The sequence below is a fragment of the Enterococcus songbeiensis genome (assembly GCF_005405265.1).
GTDB classification, from domain to species: domain Bacteria; phylum Bacillota; class Bacilli; order Lactobacillales; family Enterococcaceae; genus Enterococcus_C; species Enterococcus_C songbeiensis.
This window is the reverse complement of the sequence record NZ_BJDS01000003.1, coordinates 36212-54627: the sequence shown is the minus strand read 5'-3', so window position 1 is coordinate 54627 and position 18416 is coordinate 36212. Positions and strand designations below refer to the sequence as shown.

Below are 18416 nucleotides of genomic sequence, written 5' to 3'. Positions count from 1 at the left end.
AAAAATATGCTATACTAAAAAAGAATGAAAAAAAATCGCCGCTTTTTTGCTTTTTGGTGCTCAGAAAATCGGCAGAGAAAAAATAAAACTTAACCTAAGAATGCGGGGAACGATACCTATGATGAGAATTGCGGTTGATGCGATGGGCGGCGACAATGCCCCTAAAGCAATCGTTGAAGGGGTCATGCTGGCGAAAAAAGAATTTCCAGACATCCACTTTCAACTTTATGGAAAAGAAAGCGAAATAACAAAATACGTGACGGATCACGCCAATGTGACGATCATCCATACCGATGAAAAAATCAACAGTGATGATGAACCAGTAAAAGCAATCCGCAGAAAGAAAAATGCTTCGATGGTTTTGGCAGCACAAGCAGTGAAACAAGGAGAAGCGGATGCCGTGTTTTCTGCCGGCAACACAGGCGCGCTATTAGCGGCAGGGCTGTTTATCGTCGGACGAATCAAAGGCGTGGAACGCCCCGGCTTGATGTCGACACTGCCGGTGATGGGCAAAGAGACCGGCTTTGATATGCTAGATCTGGGTGCCAATGCAGAAAACAAAGCAGAACATTTACTGCAATACGGTATTTTAGGTTCCTTCTATGCAAAAAATGTTCGGGGAATCCAAGAGCCGAGAGTGGGCTTGTTGAACAATGGAACGGAAGAAACCAAAGGCAGTGAGCTGACGAAAGCCGCCTTTGACTTGTTGAAAAACGAACCAAGCATCCATTTTATCGGCAATGTAGAAGCACGGGAATTATTGACCGGCGCAGCCGATGTTGTGGTGACGGATGGATTTACCGGCAATGCCGTGTTGAAATCGATCGAAGGAACAGCGCTGAATTTAATGGCATTATTAAAAGAATCGATTTTATCTGCCGGCGTTAAAGGAAAATTAGGTGCCGTTTTATTGAAAGATTCACTACGGGGACTAAAAAATGAACTGGATTATTCCAAACATGGCGGTGCCGTTTTGTTTGGCTTAAAAGCACCGGTCATCAAGACCCACGGAGCTACCGGACCAGAAGCGGTCGCCTATACAATCCACCAAATTCACACCATGTTGGAAACGGATGTTGTGAATCAATTGGTTGAATTTTATGAAAAAAATGACGAAAAATGAATGTTTATTCGAAACTAGTCTGACATTTTTGTAATGAAACTGCAAAAAAGTCTAGACAAACGCAACAGAAAGACGTAAAATCTGTATTAGCTAACTTTTCAACTTTAGTCAAAAGCGTGGAGGTGAATGCAATTGACACGTGATGAAGTATTTAAGAAAGTAGCCGTCGTGATCGCCAATCATTTTGAGGTCGACGCGGATAAAGTTACCGATGAAATGAGTATTAAAGATGACTTGAACGCGGATTCTATTAGTGTAATGGAGTTTGTATTAGAATTAGAAGATGAGTTTGGTACCGAAATCTCTGATGAGGATGCTGAACAAATCCAAACTGTTGGCGGAGCAGTTGACTACATTGCAAGCCATTTAGCCTAAGTATTTCGCCTAATTAGAACGCTCTGATTAGGCGCGTTTTTTTTTACCCGCAAATCATGTGTGGAAATATAGTGAAAGTATTCTGAAAATTCTGCTTTTTAAATAATAAAACTTGCAATATACCGTTTCATTCTATATAATTATTAAGAAAATATTACACAATGTTAAGAAACCAATGGGCAAAAAACGGACAGCTTTTTTTGAATCATTTTTCAGTAAAAAACTTCATCCGAAGCAGAGAGGGGTATTCGATTGTCAGGAGATAATCAATTGCTAGAAGTTCAAAACCTACATACAGGCTTTCGTATTAAAGATGAGTATTATGATGCAGTAGACGGTGTTTCGTTTACATTAGACCGCAATGAGATTTTAGCGATCGTAGGCGAATCCGGTTGTGGCAAAAGTACATTGGCTACGACCATCATGGGGCTCCATGATCCGAACAACACCAAAATCACCGGCGAAATTTTGTACAAAGATTTGAACTTATCAAACTTAAATGAGACACTTTATAATAAAATTCGCGGAAATGATATTGGAATGATTTTCCAAGATCCATTGTCTGCCTTAAACCCATTGATGCGAATTGAAGACCAAATCAAAGAAGGGTTGTCTTACCATACCGACATGAATGCTGAGCAGCGCCAAGCACGGGCATTAGAATTGTTGGGTCAAGTAGGAATCCCAAATCCGGCTCGTGTGGGTCGTCAATACCCCCATGAATTATCCGGCGGGATGCGGCAACGGGTAATCATCGCCATTGCCATCGCCTGCAAACCACCTATCATCATCGCAGACGAACCAACGACGGCACTAGACGTAACCATTCAAGCACAAATTTTGGATTTGCTAAAAGATTTGCAGGAAGAAACCCAATCAGGAATTATTCTGATCACCCATGACTTAGGGGTTGTGGCTGAGATGGCAGATCGGGTGGCGGTAATGTACGCTGGACAATTTGTTGAAGTGGCAACAGCAGAAGAATTATTTGCTAATCCGCAACATCCTTACACTCGTTCATTGTTGAACTCGATTCCACAGGATGACTCAGAAAATGATGAATTGCACGTTATCGAAGGTGTAGTACCTTCATTGAAAAATATGCTTCGTACCGGGTGCCGTTTTGCTCCTCGAATTTCTTGGATTCCGGAAAGTGCCCATGAAGAAAATCCAACCCTTCATGAAGTGGCGCCTAATCATTTAGTACGTTGCACGTGCTATCAGCATTTCCATTTTAGAGACGAAGGAGAAGTGTAAATGTCAGAATTAATTACAATCAAAGATCTGAAAATCCACTATCCGATTCGTAGCGGTTTCTTCAATCGAGTAACCGATTATGTGTATGCTGTGGACGGCGTGGACTTCGTGATTGAAAAAGGAAAAACATATGGTTTAGTTGGCGAATCCGGTTCAGGAAAATCGACTACCGGAAAAGCCATCGTCGGGTTAGAAAAAGTAACCAGCGGCGAAATCATTTTTGACGGACAAGATGTAACCAAACGGGCGAATCGCCGGAAAATGAACTACAACAAAGATGTACAGATGATTTTCCAAGATTCTATGTCCAGTTTGAATCCTAAAAAACGGGTTATCGATATCATTGCCGAACCATTACGCAACTTTGAACGCTTGAGCGATCAAGAAGAAAAGAAACGGGTTCGGGAATTGTTGGACATCGTTGGGATGCCCGGGGATGCGTTGTACAAGTATCCTCATGAATTTTCCGGCGGACAACGACAACGGTTAGGAGTTGCTCGAGCAGTAGCTTCCAATCCAAAATTGATCGTAGCTGACGAACCGGTTTCTGCTTTGGACTTATCCGTTCAAGCACAGGTTTTGAACTTTATGAAACGAATCCAACAAGAATACGGCTTGAGCTATTTGTTCATTTCCCATGACTTGGGTGTTGTCAAACACATGTGTGACAATATCGCTATCATGTATAAAGGCCGCTTCGTTGAAATCGGCAGTCGGGAAGATATTTATAATGACCCGCGCCACATTTATACCAAACGCCTACTATCTGCTATTCCACAAATCGATGTACCAAACCGGGAAGCCCATAAAGATGAACGCCGCCGGGTAGAGGAAGAATACATTCGACGTCAAAAGGAATATTATGACAATACGGGACGTGTCTATGATTTGCGAAAATTGACCGGCACACACCAAGTTGCATTAAAAGATGGGGGGGCAAAATAATATGTGGAAAACAATTCTGCGTCGTTTATTATTGATGATCCCTCAAGTAATTATTTTGAGTATTTTGATTTTTGTTTTGGCAAAAATGATGCCTGGGGATCCGTTTACTGGGTTGATCAATCCAAACCAAGACCCTGCAGTTATTGCACAATTACGGGAAACTGCTGGTTTGAATGATCCATGGTACACCCAATATTTCCGTTGGATCGGTAATGCACTGCAAGGAGACTTCGGTCGCAGCTTTATCTACAAATTGCCAGTAGCTTCTTTATTAGCCGGTCGGATCGTAAATACATTATGGTTGTCACTTTTGACAGTCATCATTACTTACTTGATTGCTGTACCGCTGGGAATGTTAGCTGGTCGTTACCAAAATTCTTGGTTGGATAAAGTCGTAGTGGTTTACAACTTTTTCAGTTTCGCTGTACCATTGTTTATCTTCGCTTTGATTATGCTTTTTGTTTTTGGGTATCGTCTAGGCTGGTTCCCAACCAGCGGCTCTGTGAATGCTGGTTTGACTGGCATGGCGGCCTTTTGGAATAAGGCGTATCATTTGGTCTTACCTTCCTTAACACAAGCTTTCTTAGGAACCGCGGTCACGATCCAATACCTGCGAAGCGAAGTCATCGATTCGAAATCTCTGGATTTTGTACGGACAGCGCGATCAAAAGGGGTACCAACAAAGAAAGTCTTTTCTCGACACATTTTTAGAAATGCGTCCTTACCGATTGCTTCCCAAATGGGGTATGAAATTACTTCCCTAATTGCTGGATCAGTCGTTATTGAACAAATCTTTGCTTATCCTGGTGTTGGTAAATTATTTATCGATAGTATCTCTCAACGGGATTACGCCGTTATCACCTCCTTGGTGCTGATTTTAGGGATTGCAACACTGATCGGTACACTATTATCAGATATCATCATGAGTATCGTCGATCCACGGATCAGAATTCAATAGGGAGGGAGAAAGAAAATGGCTGAAAAAAAAGAAGAAGCATTGAAGCAAGAAAGTATCCCACCTATGGGATTTCAAATGATCGTTCGTGAATTTTTAAAAGATAGATTAGCGATTTTCTCGCTGATTTTACTGATCGCCGTATTGCTTTTCGTTTTTATTGCGGCAATTATTATTGATCAAGACAAGGTTATGTATGTCAGTATTTTAGATAAATACGCTCCTCCTGGTTCAGTATCTATGGATGGCGTAAAATTCTTCTTAGGTGCTGATGAAGGTGGTCGGGATGTCTGGGGTCAATTGATCATCGGGGCAAGAAATTCGATTTTGATTGGTTTTGCCATCACAATCATTACTTCGATTATCGGTGTTGGCTTGGGAATTATTTCTGGCTACTATGGCGGGATGATTGACAATATTTTGATGCGAATCGTAGATTTTGTCATGATTCTACCAATTATGTTGATTATTATCGTTTTCGTAACGATTATTCCTCGATACAATGTCTGGTCCTTTATTTGGATCATGAGTGCCTTTTATTGGGTAGGAAAAGCCCGGCTCTTCCGCAGTAAAACCTTATCGGAAGGTCGTCGAGATTATGTTTCTGCATCAAAAACGATGGGAACAGGGGATCTTAAAATCATGTTCCGGGAAATCATGCCGAATTTGAGCTCATTGATCATTACCAACTTGACCATGAACTTTGCGGCGAATATCGGAATTGAAACGACCCTGACCTTCTTGGGCTTCGGGTTACCGACCAATGTGCCAAGTTTGGGAACATTGATCAGCTTCGCCAGCAACGGGGACGTACTGGTGAATAAACAATGGATCTGGTTGCCAGCATCGATACTGATTTTGGTACTGATGTTGAGCATTAATTACGTTGGACAAGCATTCAAGCGCTCTGCGGATGCCCGTCAACGACTAGGTTAATAGATTAGAGGAGGATATAGGATGAAGAAAAAGATTTTTGGAGTAATCGCTTTAGCATCTGTTGCTTTACTGGCAGCATGTGGCGGCGGTAACGGGGGAACAGATTCGTCAGGTGGAAATTCAGCGACGGAAACAGAGGATGCAAGCAAATTACCTCTAAAAGTATCAAATGACAAAAAAGCAATCGACGGCGGAACATTGGATGTAGCGGTAGTTATGGATACGCAATTCCAAGGTTTGTTCCAACAAGAATTCTATCAAGATAACTATGATTATCAATTTATGCAAGCAAGTGTTGAATCATTATTTGTAACAGATAATGACTTCAAAATCGTTGACGGCGGTGCCGCAAACTTGAAACTTGATCAAGACAACAATACAGCAACGATTACTTTGCGTGACAATTTGAAATGGTCAGATGGCGAAGATGTGACAGCAGATGACGTGATTTTCTCTTATGAAGTAATTGGAGACAAAGACTATACCGGTATCCGTTACGATGCCAACTTTACGAATATCGTAGGGATGGAAGATTACCACGCTGGGAAAGCTGACACAATTTCCGGTATTAAAAAAGACGACGACAAAACAGTAACGATCACTTATAAAGAAGTGCATCCAGGTATGATGCAAGCCGGTGGTGGTGTTTGGAGTAACGCGTTACCAAAACACAGCTTTGAAGGTATTGCAGTCAAAGACATGGAATCAAGTGATGCTGTTCGTAAGAACCCAGTTACTTTTGGTCCTTACTACATGAAGAACATTGTAAAAGGCGAATCAGTTGAATTTGCGCCAAATGAATATTACTATGGCGAAAAACCAAAACTTTCAAAAATGGTCTTTAAATCTGTTCCATCTGCATCAATTGTAGAAGCGTTGAAATCAAAACAATACGATATCGCACTTTCTATGCCAACAGATGCTTATGCAACGTATAAAGACGTGGAAGGCTATGAAATCTTAGGTCGTCCAGAACAATCTTATACTTACCTTGGTTTCAAATTAGGTAAATGGAATGCTGATGAAAACAAAGTTGAATACGATGAAAACTCAAAAATGGCTGACAAATCTCTACGTCAAGCAATGGGTTATGCCATCGACAACGATGCCGTGGGTAACAAGTTCTACAACGGTTTGCGTAGCAATGCGACAACCCTAATCCCACCAGTATTTGGTACTTTGCATGATACAAAAGTAAAAGGCTATACACAAGATGTGGACAAAGCAAACAAATTATTGGATGATGCTGGCTACAAAGATACTGATGACGATGGAATCCGTGAAAACAAAGATGGCGAAAAATTAACTATCAACTTCGCTTCTATGTCCGGTGGTGAAACCGCACAACCATTAGCAGATTACTATGTACAACAATGGAAAGCAATCGGTTTAGATGTTGAATATACGACTGGCCGTTTGATCGATTTCCAAGCATTCTATGATAAATTAGAAAATGACGATCCTGAAATTGATGTGTACCAAGGTGCTTGGGGAACAGGTTCAGATCCTTCACCAACCGGATTGTATGGTCCTAACTCAGCCTTCAACTACACTCGTTTCGAATCAGAAGAAAACACAAAATTATTGCAAGCAATCGATTCAAAAGCTTCCTTTGATGATGACAAACGTAAAGAAGCTTTCGATGCATGGCAAGAATACGCTTCTGATGAAGCCTTCGTTATTCCAACACTTTACCGTAATGAAGTATTACCTATCTCAGAACGTGTAACTGGTTGGGATTGGGCATACGACGTTGACTACAATGTTTGGGCAACAGTTGGTGTTACTTCAGAAGATCGTTAATTTTGATTTTTTTGAAAAATAAGAAATAAGGAAACCCCCGATAAGGCAAACGGTGACGTTTGGCTTGTCGGGGGTTTTTGTATGTTCTTTTGTTTTTTACAAAAAAACTAAGACCGATAGAATATTTCTATCAGTCCTAGAAATTATAGCGCTCATTTTTAATTTTCCCTACCACCAACCTGCATATTAAATGCCTTCAACAACTCCAGTGCCTTCGCTCCGTGTTTTCTGCTAGAAACCAAAGCTGGATCAATCAAAAAATCTGCTTCCGGAAAAGCACTTTGTATCTCGATGGCATTTGAAAGAACACACAAATTGGTTTCTACACCGGTAATTTCGATATTTTTTTGCTCTTGTTTGCTGTCAAACAGAGCTTTTTTGATTTCCACCAAAGTTTCTGGAGGAATACTAAAGTAATATTTTTTGACGATCCGCTCACCGTTCTTTGGCGTAAGCTCTGGAATAAGTTGCAGTGATTTTTGCTCTTCATTGGCAGTGTCTTTATACTCGATTGGAATATCTCGGGTGTAGAGAATATATTCCTGATTTTCTCGAGCTATTTCCAGTCGATGTTGGATTCTTTTTACCAGTTCTTCCGAATCTGGAAGGTAAAATTCACTTTCAGGATCAAGAATATGGTTTTGCATGTCAATGATTACTAACAAAGAAACACCTCCAGTGATGGGAAATTCATTCTTACTCCTAGTTTCTACTTTTTTTTACGACTATTCAAAAGAAATGCTCATACTCAAGGGATTAAATCTAATTATAGTTGTATTTTTTTCTATAAAAATAAAATAATAGTTATTTTTTGACAAAAAATCCGCAAAAGAGGACAATTGTATTAAAGATGAGAAAAAATTAATCTTTATGGAGGGAAAAATGATTGAGTACTACAAGCTGAATGCTGCTGGAACCCTCAAGAGTGATGCTGCAGAAGCGAATTGGGTGAATGTTCAAAATTTATCTGAGGATGAAATCAAAGACATCGCAGAAAAATATGATTTGCCAATCGACTTATTCGCAGGGATTGATGAACCGGAAGAAGTTTCACGAGTAGAACATCTGCAATCAGAGAAATTAGGAGAGGTTTACTCATTGGTGGTTTTGAATCTATCGGATCAAACAGAGCAATCAATTGAATCCCGACTGCATCCAATCTCTTTTGTTGTGGCTGAGAAAATGCTGCTGACCTATTCTTGCCGGGATTCTGATTTTATTCCCTCGATGATCGCCAAGTATTCACGAGAATTCAATTGTTTTGAACAAATAATTGCTTATTCACTATTGTCGATCTACGACCACTACTTGATAGATTTAGAAGAAATTAAGGTGCGGATTGATCAATTGGATAAAGCCGCTCGGAAAACTACTGAGAACCAAGAATTGTTTAATTTGGCTGATACGACACGGGATATCGTGTATATCGATCATACCTTACAGGATCAGGATGAAACACTGACGTATCTCTGGGAAAAAACCAAATTTCTCGAAAAAATCGATAACCCAGAACTGGTCTATGATGTTCAGCTGCGCCATCGGCAGGTGAATAAATTGATTGCTATTTATCGCGATCTTTTGGAGGCAATCGGTGGGTTGTTCACCGATATGATGGACAATAATCTGAACCATCTGATGAAATATTTGGATTCAGCGGCACTTGTGATTTCGATTCCCGCCCTCGTGTCGGGTATTTGGGGGATGAATACCGGTGGACTTCCTGGGAAGGGTTCACAGGTAGGTTTCTGGGTCGTGATCGTGCTTTCTGTGATTTTGGCAGTGATTGCTGCGGTCCATCTGAGTAAAAAAGATTTTACAAAGTAACAAAAATTTTTTGGGAATAAGCAAGGTATCTTATCATGAGATATATCTGCTTTTCATAAATATCTTATTGTAGGAAGTTGAAAAAAGAGTGAACACAACGTTCAGTAAAGGAGGAGAAAAATTATGGGATTTATTTGGTCATTAATTGTAGGTGGTGTTATTGGCGCAATTGCTGGAGCAATCACAAATAAAGGTGGTTCAATGGGAATCATCGCAAATGTGATCGCCGGTTTGGTGGGTTCTGCTATCGGGCAAGCACTGTTAGGAACATGGGGACCAGTCGTCGGAGGAATGGCAGTCATTCCATCAATTATTGGCGCAGTTATCTTAGTTGCCATCGTGTCTTTCTTTTTTGGCAGAAAAGCAACCTAGAAACCTGTAAGAATCAAGAAAATTATGATAGTCGAAAAAAAGCTGAACTCACTGGGGAAAACCAGTGGGATCAGCTTTTTTTGGTTACACACAAATGAACGTTAACTATTTACAGGAATCTGGTTTTTATAGGAAAGATTCTTCTTCCGGTGCCAATAACGCAATTCCCGGTAAAGAGTAACGTAATCGGTATTCTTGCTGAAAAAATTGAAAACGAAAAAGGGTGTCTGATTTTCTTCTGGGAGCAATAGCGCGGAAGAACAAATCAGAAAGTCATAGTGCTCTTTTTCGTAAATAGAGTAGGGGACCAGTTTAATGAAGGAAAGATCCTTCAAGTGATTTTTAATATCTTGTAGAAAAAGCTGATTGGATTCCATCACCAAAGCAACGAGCAAGGACTGTCGTTGTCCGGATTCCTCAAAATATTCCAAGGTTAACCAGGTAAATAAATCAGTGATGCACTGCTGGCAATTTTGCAGCCATTCAAAACCCTGTCGTCGACTGAAACGTTGGAAAAAGGAAGCAACTTGTTTTTGCAACGCTTCAAAAAGCACAGACTGGTTTTGCCGAAAGTAGCTCAGCAAATTAAACAATGTCGGAATGCGTTGGGGAAACACGTAGTAGCAAAAAAGAATATTGTAAAGATTTCCGTGAATCGCCGGATTTTTTTCAAAAAGATTAAAATCACCTCGAAGAATTTCCTTGCTCCAAAATTTTTCAAAGTTTCGCAAAATCGTGGTTAGCTGATTTTTTTGCTGAAAATGTTCCTGCATCATTGGCAGTCGCGGGTCCTGTTCATCCGCATAGGTCGGGGCGTAAAAGTGCATAAACTGCATGAAACGATATTCTGCTATCAGATGTTCTTCTTTAATCGGAAAAAAATCTTGCAACGATTGAGCGGTCAGTGAACTTGAATGAATCAAGACCGGGTCATACTGCGAATCATCTTCCACCCAAAACTCCCCCTTGATTCGCAAATAAGTGATTTCCGCAAACAAATAGACTTCCTTTGCACCAACGTAATCTCGACCCATAGGCACTTCCTTGCTAAGAGATGCTAAAGTTGCCATTAATTCGCCTCGTTGAAAATGTTGAAATAACTCTTCATCTCCTTTTGATACTGCCCAAATAAAATTAAAAAAAGTCAGACGGATCAAACGCTCGTCTCCCTTTAATGAAAGCTTGGTGCGGTTAAATAGGAGATTAAACTGTTGCAGGTATTCCGCAAGGGGCTGCAGATGCCGCATCCCTGAAGCAATACTTATGTAATGAGAAGCACAAAAATCCTTTAAATTATGGCGGGGGCGTTCCAGCATATAAAGCAACGCTTGATAAGGCACTCCTTGTTGGATTAAATGAGAGAAATACTGATCGTAGGTTATTCCGATGATTGGCCAATGAATCTGTCCTTGTAATGTAAAAAAAGTGATGTTATCTTCGCATAATTCATCAAATTCCAGCTTCATTTCCGCTAATAAATTTTGGGTGCTACTATAAACGAAGCCCAAACCATCGCTAATTGACTTCACAGAATGTTCACCAGCAGGCAATGTCTCTAAAAATTGAAAAATTTCGATTTTCTTCTGTTCTTTTTTCGATAACATGATTGTCGCCAGCATAACCCCACCTCTTTCTACTTTAATTATAAAGAAAGGGCTTGCTGTTATCAAATAATTATCGAAAAAAACAGGATGTTTTATAATCTTAATCTAATATAATGCACGTTGTTTATTATATTATAATTCTAGTTATTTTTACGTAGGTCAGTAAAATAGTGCGTTTTTATAATCTTTTTTCGTAAAATAAGTTTTGTTTTGTGATAAATGTAACGATTGATTTGTGAAGATAAATTATTTAAGTCCTTATTTTATCTTTTATAATAATATTTATATGTTTATCAATGTTATTTAATTACTGAGTTATCTGACTTTTCTATAGTTTGTGAGAAAACGATTAAATTGTTACTCTTGAAGTGTAATAAATTAGAAAAGGGTTTGAAAAGGAGGGAGAGGCAGATACGATTTTTTTCATTGTAAAAAAGTGATGTCTGTAAATGGAAAAGTGAAGGATTGAAAAACAGAATACGACGAAATTTCCCCATTAAAATGTCGATCAGTAACTTTGTGTTAAGAGTTAGTAGTTTAGTAGAAAGGAAGTGTACAAAAGAATGAAGCCTATGAAAAAATGGCGCCCTGCTTTACCAATCGTAGTTATCTTGACAATCGTTTTCCCTTATTTCACTACATTGGCGACATTGCTGCCGGATCAAGCGGAAGCAATCACCAGTACCCAGCAAGTAATTTTTGATGAAGAAAATTACGGTCGAGTGGAGACAGCGTATGTAGAGAAAGAAACAACGATTGAATGGACAGTCAGCTACCAAAAGGATCAAGACGTCAGCACACCAGATGATGTGCAGCGCTTGATGAAGCTACGATTGGACAAAGCAGCAAATGGCGTCGGTACAGTGGTTAATATGAACGAAACAGGTTTGACGAAACAAAATGATTGGTTTGTGGAAAAAGAATTTTCTGCAAAATCAGATGGAAAAGTGGTGATGGAAGTACCTAAAACCGATCCTAATCTGACAATCAAAGTGCAAATGGATGAACAGCGGACAGTAACAACCGAAGTCGAAGTTGCGGCAGTAATGGCGGCAGAAGCAGAGGAAGACGAAGCTGCGGAAACCACAGAAGCTGTGACTCAGACAGAAGAAGTGAGTGAAACGGTTGAAACAACAGATGTGCTATCTTCCCAAGCAGCCGGACCGCATGTGTTGACAGCGGAAGTTGCGGTGGAGGAGGTTGTAGCTGAAGAGAATGCAGTTTCTGAGGGAGAAACAGAAAAATCAACAAATGAGGTCTCTCAAAAATCAGAAAAAGATGAATCTGATAATTCAGGAGAAATTTCTGAGTCACTCCTCACTTCAATCGTACAATCTCGACTAGCAGCTAGAGCGACTGTTGATTATGTAGCTCTTGACGTTCCGCAAACAACAGATGAGAGTGGAACCTATCCAGAAAATAATTGGTTAATGGATGGACAGCCCAATGTGATTAACTACCAAGGGAACTCTAGCAATCTCGATGGCAATTGGACTGGTGGCTGGGATGGCAATCCTGCAAATATTATAGATGGGTATATCGATTACTATTCTTCAGTCGCAGACGAAACACCTGACTTTGCTATTAGAAAATTTGCAAAAGAGAGTGAAAATACTCCGGGGCTTTTTGATGTTTATCTAAATGTCAAAGGAAATCAGAATCGAAATATTTTATCTACCGATATCGTGTTAGTTGCGGATTGGTCAGGAAGTATGGGAACAAATGGAAATCCAGATCGTATTAGATCACTTAAAGCTGGTGTAGAAAGCTTTGTTGAGACGATTGATGCTGCTGACCAAGGAATCACTGATAAAATAAATTTGGGGTATGTAAGCTTTGCTAGTAATGGCGCTAACACCAGAGTAAGTCTAGGTCCTTTTGATACTGTAAAAGATAATATTAAAGCTGCTACTACTAATAATCCTACCGGTGGAACTTATACACAGGCAGGAATTCGAATGGCTAGACAAATGCTTGCTGCTAGTTCGAGTGATCGAAAAGTACTCGTTCTCTTAACGGATGGAGTTCCGACCTATAGTTCAACGGTTACGGGTGCTAGTATGTTGGATACAAGTGAATATGATAATCTCCCTGATTCAATGGCTATTGGAACAGCATTTAACTATAATTCGACTGATGGAAGCGGACAGTCTGCAAATTTTAGTCGATACTATGTTGATCCTGAAGGTTCACGGATAGCTATTAATAATACTTACCCAGCGACAATCGGTGAATCAATACTTACTAAAGCTGCAGGTATTGAGATTCATGGACTAGGAATTCAGCTAGATAAAGATGATGCTAGTAGTTTAAGTGCAGAACAAATCAGGGCACGACTAAAATTCATGACCACCACAGATTCAGAGGGAACACATTATTATGAGAATGCTGAAAGTGCAGATGACATTGCGACGTATTTGACAAACAAAGCAATCGAGATTGTCGGAACGGTATCTGGCGGAAGTATCAATGATCCGATTGGTTCGCAATATAGTTATGTAAGCTCCTCGCCGACTATTACAAGTGTTGGAATAGCACAAGCAGTTGTACCAACAGATAGTATAATTAACAAAGAAACAGGAGAGCTAAATGTATCTGGAATTAACTTGACGAAAGATCAAGAAATTCAAATCCATTATCAAGTAAGTCTTAATACTGGAGAAGGATTTAAGCAGGATCATTGGTACCCAATAAATGGACCTACAACGTTTAAACCTACTAGAAGTAATGAACCCGTGAATTTTGGTGTACCTTCTGGTAAGGCGCCATCCACAGAATTTAGTGTCGATGTAGAAAAAGTGTGGAATGACTTTGGTAATATTTGGGAATTACAAGAAGACATCGTTCTGCAACTACAAAAACAAGTGGGAACTTCTTGGACAGATGTAACTAGTTTTGCAATTCCCGCCAATAGTACAGGTAATAAACTAAAAACGACATTCAATCAACTTGCTAGCTATGAAGGCGGAAATTTAATTACCTATCGTGTCGTTGAAAAGGTAAAAAATGAGGATGGTACCTATACTGAACGTGCAGTTAATAACTATGCTAACCCAATCTACTCAGTATCTGAATTTGATGCGTCAGATGCACCAAAAACAGTAACGGTCACCAATCTATTACCAACAATATCCTTTAGTTTCGATAAACTTACTCATGATGGAGTAACGAAATTAGTAGGTGCCGGATTCACAATCTTTAGAGGTGGAATAGAAGTTAAGCATATCGGCGAAATTTTTTCTACTGATAAAGTAACATTTAGAGATCTACCAGTAGGAAATTACACCATTGAAGAAACTGATGTACCTAATGGACATGAAAAAGCTGCCGATATTACTTTTGAGATAGCGCTTAATGCACAGGAGAAAGCCTATGTTAAAACTACTAATTTAGAAGATGGCAAAGTGATTAACAACCTTTATCCATTCACAATCAATTTATTAAAAGAAGATGAATTTGGTAGCAAATTGGATGGAGCTGAATTTACTCTATCTGGAGATGAATCATTTGTTGATGTGGTTATAACATCAGATAAAGATGGAAAAGTAACCTTTACTGATCTAGAGCCGGGAGTATACACACTGACAGAAACGAAAGCGCCCGCTGGATATGCAATATCTGAAGAAGGTCCATGGACAGTTTACATCGGTATTACTGGTGGGGTGATGATTGATAATAAAGTTGATTTCAATATAACTTATGGAACAACAGAAAATCCGGTCAACGAAATCAACGGTTGGGAAATCACCAACTCCTTAAATGACTTCAAGGTTAGTGTTACCAAAGAAGATACAATTGGTAATAAATTAGCGGGAGCTAAATTTAGTCTTATCGGCGTTGATCCTGTATACAACGATACAGGAACGAGTGCTGATGAAACTGGTTTAGTAGAATTTACGAAGCTACGTCCGGGAACGTACACCTTGACAGAAACAAAAGCACCAGAAGGTCATGTTGGGTTGGATAAACCAATTGAGATTGTTATCAATCCAGATGGAACAGTAACGATTGATGAAGAAGAACATGAGGTAGATATAAAAGGAGCCGATAACATTATTCGGTTGACAATCAATAACACCGTTAAAGGTCTGCTGCCATCAACTGGTGGGCAAGGGCGGAAAGCATCTATGATTGCCGCGGCGACACTTATCATCTTTGCGATTGGAACGACCGTCTACTATGTGTACCGCAATCGAAAGGGGGCGAAGTAAATGAAACGATTAAAAGGAATTCTCCTAACACTTTTACTTCTGCTACCGATGATTAGCGTGTTTGGTTTAGCAACACAGGCGGATGCACAAGGTGATACCGTAGACTTGGTGCTTCATAAACGAATCATACGAGATATCAACAAAGATGAGGTCGCGTATGAAAATAACGGACTGGAATTGGACGAAGATTTTGACATCGTTACTGGACCGACACCATTAAATGGTGCAGAGTTCACTGTCTACGATATTTCAGATTACTTCTATGCAGAAAAAGCAGATCAATCATTAGAAGCATTGATGAAAGAGTATGGTAATCGAACGGCAGCTAAAGAATTGATCGAGAGCGGTAAAATTCAGGAAATAGCAACAGTTTCAACTGGTGCAGAGGATAATCCTCGAGGTACAGCTCGTGTTCCTGTTTCTCGGACGAAAGATGGACGTTATGCACTTTATCTGATTTTTGAAAATGAAGTGGATAACGACACGGTGGAATTCAATATTGATTTGGAGCGAATCGCAAATCCAATCATTGTTGCACTACCAATCATGAATCCTACCAATCAAACAGAAGAATTAGATGAAATTCACATCTATCCGAAAAACATCGGGTACTTGCGTGATCCGTATTTCTTTAAATATGGAAAAGAAAATGCAGACTCACCAGAAATTGGTGTTCCATTAGAAGGCGCGATTTTCGTCTTGTACCAAATGGTAGGCAATCAAAAACTTTATCTTGATCTAAGCCCAGTTTCCGATTTACAAAATAGTTGGATTCCATCCGATGATCCGCTAAATAATCCGGATGTTAGCAAGTTTACTTCAGATAAAGATGGAGTTGTTACTACAGGTGGACGTTTGTTGCCATCGGGAGAGTTCTTCTTTGAAGAAGTTCAATCCGTTGAAGGCTATCAGATCGAAAAAACGGATATTCCGGTAGTCGTTCCTGATTCTTGGGAAGATGAGAACGGTAATCCGTTGTATGTAACAGTTAACGGACAACAAATGGATGAATTGGAAAGTGGTGTAGTACCGGCTTCTGCTTATCAAAAAGCAGAACCCCGTGTATACAACTATGAAACACCAACACCGCCAACTGATCCAGAAGATCCAGCAACACCGCAACAACCGGGTGAGGTTCCTCCTAAAAAACCGTTTCTGCCAGTGACTGGAGAAGCCAAATCATTTATTTCGTTGATTGGTGTTTTAGTACTGGGAATCGCAACGGTGATTTGGTATCGCCGTAAAGCAATGGCTAAAGCGAAATCAGACGGAGAATAGAAAGTAAGAAGTTGTGGCTGAATCAATGATAATTGTTTCAGCCACGACCATTACGAAAAAAATAGGAGGGAAAATAATGAAAGCGAAAAAAATATTTGGCTTATTAGCGACAGGTTTGATGGCCTTGCCATTGCTTTTCGGCGCAATGGGAGCCGGAAATAGTGTAGATGCACAAGAAACATCACCGACAGATGGTCATGTTAATGTGACAGTGCATAAACGAGTTTGGAAAGATAGTCTCCCAGAGACGGATTTTCCTAAGCAAAACACGGGTGAATTGATGGATTTTGGTGGCGAAGCATTAAATGGTGCTGAATTCACTGTCTATGATGTAACGAATGGATACTATGATTTACTAAATGATAAAGATTCGGTACACACGGTAGAGTCAGCGATAAAATATATTCAAGATAATGCAGCGGATTTTGTTGAAGATGATGAATATAATATGATAGATAAAGGAACTACTTCTGGAACAGATGAAAAGGAAAATATACTGGGACAAGTAACCTTTGAAAATCTTCCGTTAGAAAACGATGATCGGGATGCGGTTTATCTTTTCATCGAAACAGCAGCACCCACAAATATTACTGAAATGGCACAGCCGATGGTAATTTCTATGCCAATCTACGCATTAAATAGTGATGGTACACCTTCGGATAAAGAATTAAATGATATTCATCTATACCCAAAAAATATTCGGAGAGAGAATAAAAAAGAGCTCCTCTATGAAGAATGGTACGACACAAAAGTAACAGTTGGAGAAGATACGTACTATGATCTCGACTCAAGTGGGCTAGTAGGCTATGGAATAACAGTCTATGTTCCTGCTGATCTAAACAGTCTTTCGACTTTTACCGTGACAGATACACCTGATGAAGGCTTGATTTTTTATGAAGACGAAAACGGTTCTATTTCTATTGATGGACTTGTCTTAGATGAAGACTATGAATTCACGAAAAATCCTCAGACAGGTGGTTTCACGATTGAGTTTGATTTAGAAAGTGAAAAAATACAAGCTTTATCTGGAAGTGCCATTCGAATTGAATATAGAATGCAACTTACAGGGGACGTATTGGATGCTGGATTGGCAAATAATGCGGAGATTGTTTTAGGAACGACAAGTGAAACGTTATCAGCGCCAAAAGTTGGTACTCATGGTCACAAATTTGTAAAAACAAATGCTCATACAGGTGAAACATTGCTAGGAGCGAAATTTAAAATTTATCAAGAAACTCCAGGTACGGGAAAAGCATATGCAATGGCTGAAGATAGTGTTGTAAACGGTTGGAGCGTCAAGAAAGATGGAACAGTTTTTACCTCCGATTCTGAAGGGAAATTTGAGATTAAAGGGTTGAAAACAGGGACTTACATGTTGGAAGAAATTGAAGCACCAGATGGTTTTATCATTACCGATGAAGTCACAGAATTTGAAGTGAAAGCAGGCGGTTATGCTGATGTAGCTTATCTGACAACGGTGAAAAACACCCCTAAAGGTCTCCTTCCAGCAACAGGTGGTAACGGAATCATTGCTTTGCTAGCGATTGGTTTCGGTCTGATGCTAGGTGCCTTCGTTTGGTACAAAAATTCTAAGAAACAAGCACAAGTTTAAGAGATTTTAGTCAAGGTAGAATAGAAATGAGCTGATGCAGTCGTTGTAAAACTGTCTCAGCTCATTTTACTCAAAAGGATAAACGTTGTGGATGAACAAATACGTGAACATGGAGGGGAAT

Annotated in this window: 14 protein-coding genes; 12 read left to right on the top strand and 2 right to left on the bottom strand. The window is 39.8% G+C overall.

The genetic code is table 11. The features are described from left to right. The first annotated feature begins 121 nt into the window (after positions 1 to 121). The 7 genes from plsX to FFM66_RS02055 all read left to right on the top strand — a co-directional run bounded on the left by plsX (position 122) and on the right by FFM66_RS02055 (position 7394). Entirely contained in the window at positions 122 to 1123 is a 1002-nt protein-coding gene (plsX, locus tag FFM66_RS02085) for a phosphate acyltransferase PlsX (RefSeq protein WP_048603398.1), read from the top strand. Positions 1124 to 1255: 132 nt separating this feature from the next. Then, positions 1256 to 1498, top strand: a complete 243-nt coding sequence (gene acpP, locus FFM66_RS02080; protein ID WP_048603399.1) for an acyl carrier protein — start codon at positions 1256 to 1258, stop codon at positions 1496 to 1498. Between the two features lie 252 nt (positions 1499 to 1750). Next, a complete protein-coding gene (locus FFM66_RS02075) occupies positions 1751 to 2755 on the top strand; it encodes an ABC transporter ATP-binding protein (RefSeq protein WP_137604901.1) in 1005 nt (334 codons plus the stop codon). Then, the gene (locus FFM66_RS02070) at positions 2756 to 3700 is read left to right on the top strand and encodes an ABC transporter ATP-binding protein (protein ID WP_048603344.1); all 945 of its coding nucleotides are present in this window, start codon (positions 2756 to 2758) and stop codon (positions 3698 to 3700) included. It begins immediately after the preceding gene. A gap of 1 nt (position 3701) precedes the next feature. Next, positions 3702 to 4658, top strand: a complete 957-nt coding sequence (gene opp4B, locus FFM66_RS02065) for an oligopeptide ABC transporter permease (protein WP_048603345.1) — start codon at positions 3702 to 3704, stop codon at positions 4656 to 4658. 15 nt (positions 4659 to 4673) lie between these two features. After that, a complete protein-coding gene (locus FFM66_RS02060; protein WP_137604900.1) occupies positions 4674 to 5591 on the top strand; it encodes an ABC transporter permease in 918 nt (305 codons plus the stop codon). A 21-nt stretch (positions 5592 to 5612) separates the two neighbouring features. Then, positions 5613 to 7394, top strand: a complete 1782-nt coding sequence (locus FFM66_RS02055) for an oligopeptide ABC transporter substrate-binding protein (RefSeq protein WP_137604899.1) — start codon at positions 5613 to 5615, stop codon at positions 7392 to 7394. 158 nt (positions 7395 to 7552) lie between these two features. Here FFM66_RS02055 and FFM66_RS02050 read toward each other — a convergent pair whose 3' ends face one another. Next, positions 7553 to 8059 (bottom strand): cysteine hydrolase family protein, encoded by a 507-nt coding sequence (locus FFM66_RS02050; RefSeq protein WP_137604898.1) that lies wholly within the window; start codon positions 8057 to 8059, stop codon positions 7553 to 7555. Between the two features lie 217 nt (positions 8060 to 8276). Between FFM66_RS02050 and FFM66_RS02045 the strand changes: the two genes are divergently transcribed. After that, positions 8277 to 9218 (top strand): magnesium transporter CorA family protein, encoded by a 942-nt coding sequence (locus FFM66_RS02045; RefSeq protein WP_137604897.1) that lies wholly within the window; start codon positions 8277 to 8279, stop codon positions 9216 to 9218. A 123-nt stretch (positions 9219 to 9341) separates the two neighbouring features. Next, entirely contained in the window at positions 9342 to 9590 is a 249-nt protein-coding gene (locus FFM66_RS02040) for a GlsB/YeaQ/YmgE family stress response membrane protein (RefSeq protein WP_137604896.1), read from the top strand. A 101-nt stretch (positions 9591 to 9691) separates the two neighbouring features. On the opposite strand, the gene FFM66_RS02035 is transcribed toward FFM66_RS02040, so the two are convergent. Further along, positions 9692 to 11209 (bottom strand): helix-turn-helix domain-containing protein, encoded by a 1518-nt coding sequence (locus tag FFM66_RS02035; RefSeq protein ID WP_137604895.1) that lies wholly within the window; start codon positions 11207 to 11209, stop codon positions 9692 to 9694. A gap of 548 nt (positions 11210 to 11757) precedes the next feature. Between FFM66_RS02035 and FFM66_RS02030 the strand changes: the two genes are divergently transcribed. The 3 genes from FFM66_RS02030 (at position 11758) to FFM66_RS02020 (ending at position 18295) form a co-directional block, all read left to right on the top strand. Further along, the gene (locus tag FFM66_RS02030; protein WP_137604894.1) at positions 11758 to 15405 is read left to right on the top strand and encodes a SpaA isopeptide-forming pilin-related protein; all 3648 of its coding nucleotides are present in this window, start codon (positions 11758 to 11760) and stop codon (positions 15403 to 15405) included. Continuing rightward, a complete protein-coding gene (locus tag FFM66_RS02025; protein ID WP_137604893.1) occupies positions 15406 to 16683 on the top strand; it encodes a pilin N-terminal domain-containing protein in 1278 nt (425 codons plus the stop codon). 76 nt (positions 16684 to 16759) lie between these two features. Next, the gene (locus FFM66_RS02020; protein WP_171000777.1) at positions 16760 to 18295 is read left to right on the top strand and encodes a SpaH/EbpB family LPXTG-anchored major pilin; all 1536 of its coding nucleotides are present in this window, start codon (positions 16760 to 16762) and stop codon (positions 18293 to 18295) included. Positions 18296 to 18416 lie beyond the last annotated feature (121 nt).

Bases quoted from the DNA above. Each gene is read 5' to 3' on its own strand.
- FFM66_RS02020 (WP_171000777.1), top strand. From the start codon at position 16,760: ATGAAAGCGAAAAAAATATTTGGCTTATTAGCGACAGGTTTGATGGCC.
- FFM66_RS02055 (WP_137604899.1), top strand. From the start codon at position 5,613: ATGAAGAAAAAGATTTTTGGAGTAATCGCTTTAGCATCTGTTGCTTTA.
- FFM66_RS02060 (WP_137604900.1), top strand. From the start codon at position 4,674: ATGGCTGAAAAAAAAGAAGAAGCATTGAAGCAAGAAAGTATCCCACCT.
- plsX (WP_048603398.1), top strand. From the start codon at position 122: ATGAGAATTGCGGTTGATGCGATGGGCGGCGACAATGCCCCTAAAGCA.
- FFM66_RS02045 (WP_137604897.1), top strand. From the start codon at position 8,277: ATGATTGAGTACTACAAGCTGAATGCTGCTGGAACCCTCAAGAGTGAT.
- FFM66_RS02070 (WP_048603344.1), top strand. From the start codon at position 2,756: ATGTCAGAATTAATTACAATCAAAGATCTGAAAATCCACTATCCGATT.
- FFM66_RS02030 (WP_137604894.1), top strand. From the start codon at position 11,758: ATGAAGCCTATGAAAAAATGGCGCCCTGCTTTACCAATCGTAGTTATC.
- FFM66_RS02035 (WP_137604895.1), bottom strand. From the start codon at position 11,209: ATGCTGGCGACAATCATGTTATCGAAAAAAGAACAGAAGAAAATCGAA.
- opp4B (WP_048603345.1), top strand. From the start codon at position 3,702: ATGTGGAAAACAATTCTGCGTCGTTTATTATTGATGATCCCTCAAGTA.
- FFM66_RS02040 (WP_137604896.1), top strand. From the start codon at position 9,342: ATGGGATTTATTTGGTCATTAATTGTAGGTGGTGTTATTGGCGCAATT.
- FFM66_RS02025 (WP_137604893.1), top strand. From the start codon at position 15,406: ATGAAACGATTAAAAGGAATTCTCCTAACACTTTTACTTCTGCTACCG.